The 9,459-nt window shown below is 49.0% G+C and carries 9 protein-coding genes and 1 pseudogene; 6 read left to right on the top strand and 4 right to left on the bottom strand.

What is annotated here, in order from left to right:
* Window positions 1-333 precede the first annotated feature (333 nt).
* Window positions 334-948, bottom strand: a complete 615-nt coding sequence (locus tag B157_RS0128455) for a TetR/AcrR family transcriptional regulator (RefSeq protein WP_020606714.1) — start codon at window positions 946-948, stop codon at window positions 334-336.
* A 356-nt stretch (window positions 949-1,304) separates the two neighbouring features.
* The gene (locus B157_RS0128450; RefSeq protein WP_020606713.1) at window positions 1,305-1,745 is read right to left on the bottom strand and encodes a WapI family immunity protein; all 441 of its coding nucleotides are present in this window, start codon (window positions 1,743-1,745) and stop codon (window positions 1,305-1,307) included.
* A 182-nt stretch (window positions 1,746-1,927) separates the two neighbouring features.
* Here B157_RS0128450 and B157_RS0128445 point away from each other — a divergent pair, with 182 nt between their 5' ends.
* The 6 genes and pseudogenes from B157_RS0128445 (at window position 1,928) to nspC (ending at window position 7,101) form a co-directional block, all read left to right on the top strand.
* Complete coding sequence (locus B157_RS0128445) at window positions 1,928-3,142, top strand: saccharopine dehydrogenase family protein (RefSeq protein ID WP_020606712.1); 1,215 nt, start codon at window positions 1,928-1,930, stop codon at window positions 3,140-3,142.
* Window positions 3,143-3,252: 110 nt separating this feature from the next.
* Window positions 3,253-4,029 carry a hypothetical protein gene (locus B157_RS0128440; protein ID WP_020606711.1) on the top strand — a complete coding sequence of 259 codons (777 nt, stop codon included), beginning with the start codon at window positions 3,253-3,255 and terminating at the stop codon, window positions 4,027-4,029.
* Between the two features lie 56 nt (window positions 4,030-4,085).
* Window positions 4,086-4,916, top strand: a pseudogene (locus tag B157_RS36185) (energy transducer TonB).
* A 60-nt stretch (window positions 4,917-4,976) separates the two neighbouring features.
* Complete coding sequence (locus tag B157_RS0128430) at window positions 4,977-5,429, top strand: energy transducer TonB (protein ID WP_020606708.1); 453 nt, start codon at window positions 4,977-4,979, stop codon at window positions 5,427-5,429.
* A gap of 48 nt (window positions 5,430-5,477) precedes the next feature.
* On the top strand, window positions 5,478-5,930 hold the full coding sequence (locus B157_RS0128425; protein ID WP_020606707.1) for an energy transducer TonB: 453 nt from the start codon (window positions 5,478-5,480) through the stop codon (window positions 5,928-5,930).
* Window positions 5,931-5,955: 25 nt separating this feature from the next.
* The gene (gene nspC / locus B157_RS0128420; RefSeq protein WP_020606706.1) at window positions 5,956-7,101 is read left to right on the top strand and encodes a carboxynorspermidine decarboxylase; all 1,146 of its coding nucleotides are present in this window, start codon (window positions 5,956-5,958) and stop codon (window positions 7,099-7,101) included.
* On the opposite strand, the gene B157_RS0128415 is transcribed toward nspC, so the two are convergent.
* Entirely contained in the window at window positions 7,098-7,682 is a 585-nt protein-coding gene (locus B157_RS0128415; RefSeq protein WP_020606705.1) for a 1-acyl-sn-glycerol-3-phosphate acyltransferase, read from the bottom strand. The two genes, nspC and B157_RS0128415, sit on opposite strands and share 4 nt — an antisense overlap.
* A 313-nt stretch (window positions 7,683-7,995) precedes the next feature.
* Window positions 7,996-9,144 (bottom strand): bifunctional histidinol-phosphatase/imidazoleglycerol-phosphate dehydratase HisB, encoded by a 1,149-nt coding sequence (gene hisB, locus B157_RS0128410; protein WP_020606704.1) that lies wholly within the window; start codon window positions 9,142-9,144, stop codon window positions 7,996-7,998.
* Window positions 9,145-9,459: the final 315 nt, after the last annotated feature.

Below are 9,459 nucleotides of genomic sequence, written 5' to 3'. Positions count from 1 at the left end.
GAAACTAAAAAAACTAGTAGCCTTAGTGAGTCTTTCCTACAGTTTATGCGTCAGTTTCGGGCTTTATTTTCACAAAAAAGTACAATCTATCAAAGTAAAGAAGCATGGTTATAAAGCCAATAGCTTTAGTCGTCACGGCCTTAATCAACTTCGGCAGATGTGCCGGCATCAAGTTCAACCTTGTCCCGATTTACTACGGACGATCAAAAAGCTATTTCGGTGGATTGTTCTTCAATTAACTCATTATCAGGCCATAAAAATAGCAGGGTAGAGTAGTGTATGGTTTACCGTTATGTAGAACAACCGTTTACCGACGCCACCATAAACTAAAAACTACTCCACCTGCTTGGTGTTTTCGCGTTCGAGGGCGATGCTCAGGCTGGAATAAATCCGGCGGATAGCCTTTTCCAGCCGTTCCCAGCCTGCATCGGAACGAAGGTCAATGTCGCCGATGTGATCGCGCTGGTCGCTGGTGAGCACAATATGCGTAACGGCCGCCACCATCAGGCTGGTAATCGCGGTGGGATCGAAATCGGCATAAGGGGCCAGCTTGCTGACCATGTTACTGTAAGACTGATCGCGAAAATCGGCCAGCCGGCGAGCCAGCTCGGTGCCTCCGTTCGACATTTCCCAGCGAATCAATTCCTGCGATGACTTACGGCTTCGGAACTCGCGCATAAACTGAATTGTGTATTCCGACCAGGCTTTGCTGCGTGCTTCGGGTGCCAGATTGTTCGGTACCGAATCCAGAAATTTCTCGTTAAACATCGACAGGAAAAATCCCCGTTGTACGTAAGCTTCCAGCAGGCCGTTCCAGCCACCGAAGTACCGATAAATGAGTACTTTATTGACACCCGCGCGGTCGGCAACGGCGTTGATCCCAGCTTTGTCGGTACCCCGTTCGGCCATAACGTCGCCCATAGCACGCAAAATGCGTTCCATGGTCATCTGGCGATTTCTGCGCTTAACGACTTTCATAGAATTGTATAGTTTTTAGTTCGTACCAGGTTTGTTCGTAATAGGGAAATTCAGTGATTCACCAGTCTACAGGTAGTAGTTACAAATATGGGTATTAGGCGCTGTGTTGTCAACCATTCTCCCGAAGTATTGTACCAATAATTAGTAAAAGGGAAAAGTAGATTATATATTAAGCAATGGTCATTTCTGACATCACCAGATTTTCCTTAAAAACAACGGGAAAAGCCTGATGAAGTTAAAAATGACCTGTTTTTGTCGTAACGGATTTCCCGGCTGTCGGAGAGAATTAATCAGTAAGTCTATACACCGGAGAGCAGGATTGGCAATTATCGCTCTGGATAGGAGTCAACCTGGCAGGCTAATTCCTGGATGGCTTCCTGTAGTTGATCCCGGCTCAGAAAAATATCCATTTCCATCGGAAAATCAGGGTATTTGTGCCAGGAGGGAGTCAGATCATGTTCTAACTGAATTTGCAGGCGAAACGCATCGTTAGGCAACACCTTGGCGTCCAGGCTTAAGCCCGGCTCCGAGAAGGTAAGGGTCAGGTGATTGGTGGCTTTCGTCCATAGTAGCTGTAATCCACTCAACAAACGCCGGACTTCCCAGGTTTGCAGGGGGGCTGAATGTGAATCTGACTTCTGCCCCCAAAGCGTTGAAAACTGACACTGTAGCCGGTTGCGATCCCGCCATGTTTTGGTGATGGTACTGTACCCTAAGATCGCTAGTTCAAACGTAGCGGTCGAATCAGAAGAAGAGATGAATTTCATACTGGGTATCGTTTGAGGTGAGTCTTCTCTACTTAACAAATATACTAAGTATTTGTTGAGGAATTGTACTTTTTTGTTCGTCGATGTACAGCATCAGAAATCAATATATCCCATAGCTGGTACCCGACTTTACCTATCTTTGCCATCGGTAAAAAAATACTCAATCAACTAAATTCAGACAAATGGCAAAGGTGCTCATTATTGGAGCCGGTGGTGTAGGCAGCGTTGTGGCGCATAAATGTGCCATGAATAGCGACGTTTTTACTTCCATTATGCTGGCCAGCCGTACCAAAGCAAAGTGCGACCGGATTGCGGCTGAAATCAGGGAGATGCACGGGGTAGCCATTCAAACCGATCAGGTCGATGCCGACCTGGTTCCTGATATGGTGGCCCTGATCAACTCATTTAAACCAGTACTGGTAATCAATGTAGCGTTGCCGTATCAGGACCTGCCCATTATGGATGCCTGTCTGGAAGCGGGTGTTCACTACATGGATACCGCTAATTACGAACCCAAAGACGTTGCTAAATTTGAGTATAGTTGGCAGTGGGCGTATAAAGAACGCTTCGAACAGGCAGGACTGATGGCCCTGCTGGGCTGTGGTTTCGACCCCGGCGCAACGCAGGTATTTACGGCCTATGCCGCCAAACACCACTTCGACCGGATGGACTACCTGGACATTGTGGATTGCAATGCGGGTGATCATGGTAAAGCTTTCGCCACGAATTTTAACCCGGAAATCAATATCCGGGAAATTACGCAGCCCGGCCGTTATTGGGAAAATGGGGAATGGATCGAAATTCCGGCCATGAGCATCCACAAACCCATCGAATACCCCAACATTGGTGAACGGGAGTCGTATGTACTCTATCACGAAGAACTGGAATCACTGGTAAAAAACTTCCCGACGCTGAAGCGGGCGCGTTTCTGGATGACCTTCGGGCAGGCGTATCTGACGCACCTGGAAGTCCTGCAAAACGTGGGTATGACCCGTATCGACCCGGTGAAATTTAACGGGATGGACATCATACCGCTTGAGTTTCTGAAAGCAGTACTGCCCGCCCCCGATTCCCTCGGTGAGAACTATACCGGGCAAACCAGCATCGGCTGCCAGATCAAAGGCGTTAAAGAGGACGAAGAGCGTACTTACTTTATCTGGAACAATTGCGACCATGCTGAAACCTACCGCGAAGTACGCGGACAGGCCGTTAGCTACACGACGGGTGTACCGGCTATGATTGGGGCTATGCTCATGCTGACCGGCGTCTGGATGAAACCCGGTGTCTGGAACTGCGAAGAACTTGACCCCGACCCGTTTATCGAACAGATGAACAAACAGGGGCTGCCGGTGCATGAGCAGGTGAATGCAGCCCTGCCGCACGAGTATCCGGCCTGATAAAAATCAGACAAAACGAGGATCCTGCTTTACCACAAAGCAGGATTTTTCGTTATACACAAAACCAGACATCCGCCTGCTTCTATTGGTCTCTATCAATCCCCTATTGTATGAAATTCCTGTTCCTGATTATCCCCGCTTTACTCACTTTTCCGAGTGCGTCTGCCCAAAAAACCGATACAACCAAAGTTGAACTAACCCGGAAGTTTAACGCGAATGACCGGCGCAATGGCTACGAAACCTACCAGTCTATGAATCAGGTGGTAGGATCGGGGGTCAATACGATGATTAACACCATCGACCACCGGTATGAGGGACTTCGGGGAACGCCTTACTTCCTGCCGGAGTGGAACAAGGGGCAGATTGAAATGGTAGCCGGACAGCATTACAAAGAAGTGCCGATTAAGTTCGACGCCTATCGTCAACACCTGATTTTGCTCCGCCCCCAATCGGGTAATGACTCAATCATCGTAAATGCCAGTCAGGTAAAATCGTTTCAGTTCAAAAACAGCGATGGGCAGGTGTACACGTTTCGTCGTATTCCAACGGCTAAAACCGATGATGAAGTGCTGAAAGAAGGCTATTTTCTGGTGTTGTACCAGGATAAATCGGCTTTGCTGAAACGAATTTTAAAAACGTTCAAACCAGCTGATTATAAGAATCCGTACTCGAACGGGATACGCTACGACGAGTTCAGAAACGCGGTTTCCTATTACATTCTCAAACCCGACCAGACGCTGGAAAAGGTGAAATTGTCCGACAAGTCAATTATCGAAGCCCTCGGTGCCCATGCTGATGAATTGAAGGCGTTTGTAAAACAAAACAACCTGGGCGGAAAAACCGAAAACGATGCTATCCAGATTGTGCAGAAGTACGATAGCTTTTAAGGTCAATTGTGGAATGTAGCCGGAACGGGCATCAACCCGTTAAAACCAGCAACGCTATGTTCCCGAACAACACCCCCGAAACAGTCGCCCTCACGTACGACGATATTATTTTTCAGTCCCGCCATCAGGCTTACGGTGCTTTTGCCCTGCGGCAGCAGTATAAACCGACGCTCAGCCGCGCTTTGTGGCTGGGTGTCGGCTTATTTTTGCTCTGACTTTTCGCGCCTATCCTGTATAACCGTTTTTGGCCACAGCCACTAAATCCGAATAGTCAGGCCATGACGGAGGTAACACTTCAACACGTGGAGGAACCCCCTGCCGAACTCCCCGTTCCCATACCACCGGCTGAACCCGCTCCTGCGGTCAGTACGGTTCGTAATCTTCCCCCCGTGGTGATGCCCGAAGCCGATGTAGTGGAGGATGTTCTGCCTGCCACAACGGACCAGCTCAAGGATGCCACTTCTGGTACCGAAACGGTCGAAGGTACCGGCGATATTGCCCTTATCGCTCCCCCCGAAGCTTCTCAGCCAACCGTACGGGAAAAAGCCCTTGAGGTCGCGCCGAAAACGGATGAGCCATTTGTTGTTGTGGAGCAACAACCAGCCTTTCCGGGTGGTATGGATGGCCTGCGAAACTTTCTGAGCAAAAACCTGAACTATCCCCGTCAGGCTGCTGCTGCTGGTGTTTCGGGCCGCGTGTATGTGAGCTTTGTCGTTAACACCGATGGTAGCCTGACGGACGTGCAGGTGTTGAAAGGCATCGGGTTCGGCTGTGACGAAGAAGCCCGGCGGGTAGTCAGCAGCATGCCCTGCTGGCAACCCGGCAAGCAGTCAGGCCGGGCGGTGCGGGTAAAATTCAACCTGCCAATTTCGTTCTCACTGGAGTGATGATTTGTGAAAAACAGCGTCTTTCCGCATCCACTCATTGAATCAGTGCTCCATCTATTTATGCAACCAAATGCCTTTTTCTATCGGGTGTTACGCTCCCCCGTTTTGACCTTACTCACTGGTCTGCTCTTGTTGAATGCGACGGGTTTTGCTCAAAATTATTTCGTGCCGGATGAGCTGGTTTTTAAAGCCGTAGAAATTCAGCCCGAATTTCCGGGTGGTCTTGTTGCCTTGGGTAACTATATGCAGCAGCATGTCAAATACCCATTGGAAGCACAAAAAGCCGGAATCAAAGATCGGGTGTACGTCAATTTTATTGTGGAGAGGGATGGTAGTCTAACCGATATTCAACTGCTGAATAGTCTTGGTTATGGCTGTGACGAGGAAGCTCGGCGGGTCATCAGGGCTATGCCGAAATGGAAGCCGGGAAAACAGTCTGGCAGAGCCGTTCGAGTCCGATTTAATATGCCCATTCTTTTTGGGATGAGTCTCATTGATGTCAATAAGCGGTAGTCATAGTAGACACCCCTTTTAGTACATATACCGTCCAGGTCACTTCTTATGCAATATGCTAACGTTTCCCGCCAACTGCTGTTTATCCCGGTTTTATGCTTAGCTAGTTTCTTCTTTCTGCTGAATACATCAGGTTTTGCCCAGAAGCTGAGTCTATCCGATACAACCGTTTATACTATTGTAGAGCACCAACCCGAATTTCAAGGCGGCTTTGGTGCCTTAAAGACATATATGCTGGCAAACGTTCACTATCCTGCCCAGGCTCAGGAAGCTAAAGTCAAAGACCGGGTTTTTATTTCATTCATCGTCGAAAGGGATGGAACGTTGTCGGATATTCGAATGCTGAAAGGGGTGGGGTATGGCTGCGACGAAGAAGCGATTCGGGTCATAAAGTCCATGCCCCGCTGGATTCCCGGTAGCCAGTCAGGTGAACCGATACGAGTGAAGTATAACCTGCCCGTCCTTTTCGGTATCGACTACTCAAAAGTCAGGGTAAGGTAAACGCGCTTTGCCGTACCTTTGCGGCATGAACACGACGTTACCAGACTATACAAAGAATATCCCATCGCCCTGTTTTGTGCTGGAAGAAGCCAAACTCCGTCGAAATCTGGAATTAATCGACTCCGTCCAGAAAGCCGCCGGAGTAACCATTATTCTGGCCCTGAAAGGGTTTTCCATGTACAGCGCCTTTCCGCTGGTGCGCGAATACCTGAGCGGGGCCACGGCCAGTTCGCTCAACGAGATTAAACTGGTGAACGAATACATGGGCGTGAAAGCGCACGCCTACATTCCTGCCTATCAGGACGATACGTTCGATGAAGTGGTAGAGCGTAGTAATCACCTGACGTTCAACTCCTGGAGTCAGTGGGAGCGATTCGGTAGTCGGGCGGTGGGCCGGGTTTCCTGCGGTATCCGGGTCAATCCGCAGTATTCCGAAGTGGCTACGGATATGTATAATCCCTGCGTTCCCGGTTCCCGGCTGGGTGCCACCCGTGATCAGCTACCGGACCAACTTCCCGACGGGCTGGAAGGTATTCACTTTCACACGCTTTGCGAGAATGACTCCTTCACGCTGGAACGTACGCTGGACGCACTTGAAAGCCGATTCGGTGCTTTGCTCCATCAGGCAAAATGGGTCAATTTAGGTGGTGGCCATCTGATGACCCGAGAAGGCTACGACACCAATCACCTGATTGGTTTGCTAACGGCCTTCCGGCAGAAATACAATGTGGATATTATTTTGGAACCTGGTTCGGCCATTGCCTGGCAAACGGGGGTACTGGTCTCTACCGTTCTCGATGTGCTAAACAGCCAGGGAATCCAGGTTGCTATTCTCGATACGTCCTTTGCCGCCCACATGCCCGATACGCTCGAAATGCCTTACAAACCCCGGATTATTGATTCATACCATGAACCGGTTGCTGGCAAACCAACCTATCGGCTGGGGGGCATGACCTGCCTTGCCGGTGATTTCATGGGGGATTATTCGTTTGATGAGCCGCTGGCGGTGGGAGATAAAATCGTATTCGATGATATGATTCATTACACGATGGTGAAAACCACCACCTTCAACGGCGTGAACCTGCCGTCCATTGGTATCTGGAAAGAAAATGGAGCGTTCCAGTTAGTGAAATCGTACGGCTACGAGAGTTTCAAAGACCGGCTGAGTTAAATACGGCCGGTTGGCTGTTCAATGATGCCGGTTTCTTCCCATCGCTTGAGCCAGTCTTTTTTTACGCCCTGAACCTGCGAGAAAAATTGATAAAACAGGAGCATGTCGGCTGCGTAGTTACCGGTAACATAGAGCGGTTTGCTTAGCAATACCCGTTTGCGGGGCCAGTCGAAACCAACAAGGATGAGGGGAACACCCGCTTTGAGCGCCATGTAGTAAAACCCTGTTTTCAGGGAAGATACATTGCTGCGAGTGCCTTCGGGAGCAATGCAAACGTGCAGTGTATCGTGTTGCTGAAACACGGCTGCCATGGCGTCTACCAGATTATGGGATTTGTCACGGTAGACGGGTTTACCACCCAACGCCCGAAAAAGCCAGCCTGAGTACCAGGTAAACAAAGAGCTTTTGGCTAAGTACTCAATCCAGATATGAATGGTGGGGCGAATACCCAAACCAACCAGAAAGTCCCAGTTGGTACTATGGGGGGCTACCACCCAAATGGCTTTGGGTACGGTGGGGACCGGACCAGAAATTCGCCATCCGAAACGGTTAAATAGCCAACGGGTCAGGGCACCCAGCATAGTAGTAAACAGTTACCAGTAAACAGTTATCAGTGAGCAATCGATTTACTGATAACTGTTTACTGGTAACTGTTTACTGAATTAATACTTCCGGTCGTTGCGCTCCAGCCACCGGCCTGTTATAAACGCGGCTGCGAGTAGAACAGCATAAAATATAAGCGTTAAAGGAGTTGATAAATCCATAGCTAAGTTCAGTTGAATTCAGGTACAAAAGTAAGGAAAATAATAGTTTGATGTTCGTAGTTTGCTGTTTGATGTTATGACTACCGACAAAGAAATACAAACCGCATCGACGGCCCGGATCAAAGTCAAACTATAAAACCCCCTTCGTGCTGGGCAGGTTATCCAGTTCATTAACATCCCGCCGAACGGCCATTTTGATGGATTTAGCGAAGGCCTTGAATATGGCTTCTATTTTATGGTGTTCGTTATCACCTTCTACCTTAATATTCAGGTTGCAGAGGGCGGTATCGGAAAAAGATTTGAAAAAATGGAAGAACATTTCAGTGGGCATATCGCCAATTTTCTCGCGCCGGAACTCCGCGTTCCAAACCAGCCAGGGACGTCCCGAAAAGTCGATGCCTACTTGTGCCAGCGCTTCGTCCATCGGTAACAAAAAGCCGTAGCGACTAATGCCCCGCTTATCACCCAGGGCGCGTCGGTAGGCTTCGCCGAGGGCAAGGGCCGTGTCTTCAATGGTATGGTGTTCGTCGATGTGGAGGTCGCCGTTGACGTGAATGGTCAGGTCAGCACCCGAATGTTTGGCTACCTGATCCAGCATGTGGTCAAAAAAACCGACACCCGTCTGAATATCCGCTTTGCCGGTTCCATCGAGGTTGAGGGTAACCTGAATCTGGGTTTCTTTCGTGTTTCGCTCCACAACGGTTATGCGGGCTGGCAGACGCAGAAACGTATAAATCTCGTCCCAATCGCCGGTTTTTAGTGCGATGGCTTTCTCCATCTCATCGGTCAGACCATTAACATCGGCCGTCTGCACCGTATCCAGCCCATCGGGAGGCAGGAAAAGAATGGCTTTAGCCCCCAGATTAATGGCTAACTGCACATCCGTAAGCCGGTCGCCAATGACATAGCTGTTTGCCAGATCGTAATGATCAGAAAAATAGCGGGTAAGCATACCGGTACCGGGCTTGCGGGTAGGGGAGTTGTCGCGCGGGAAATGGCGGTCGATGTGGACCGCTGAAAAATGGATATTTTCACCGGCAAACGTTGCCAGCATTTTGTTATGAGCAGGCCAGAAGGTGTCTTCAGGAAATGAATCTGTTCCCAGACCGTCCTGATTGGTAACCATCACCAGGTCGTACTCGGTTTCTTCGGCAATCCGGCGCATGGCCGAAATTGCTTTCGGGATATAATCGAGCTTGGCTAATGAATCAACCTGCTGGTCGGGCTGGGGTTCCAGAATAAGCGTACCATCGCGGTCGATAAACAGAATTTTTTGCATAGTGGCTTTAATAAGCCGCAAAGATACATGTCTGATGCGATGCTTATAAAAAAGTACTAAATTTGCGGGCTGGCATTTGGCACTATTTCCATAGCCATTGGCACTAATTAGTCCTTAGGTTATGTTTATAAGTAAGTTTAGCCGTTCTTTTTCTTCTGTTGAGTAACGGTTAAAGAGTGAATAAATAAGCAGTCATTACGCTATTCCCAATTGCTTCTTTTATCTCCGGTTCATACGAATTAAACAGGCTTTTTTATACTGATTATTTGTTTCTATACCACTGCATACTATCTATTATCACCCAACCCTAAAGAG

It is taken from the genome of Spirosoma spitsbergense DSM 19989, assembly GCF_000374085.1.
Taxonomy (GTDB): Bacteria; Bacteroidota; Bacteroidia; order Cytophagales; family Spirosomataceae; genus Spirosoma; species Spirosoma spitsbergense.
This window is presented reverse-complemented; position numbering and strand designations above follow the sequence as displayed.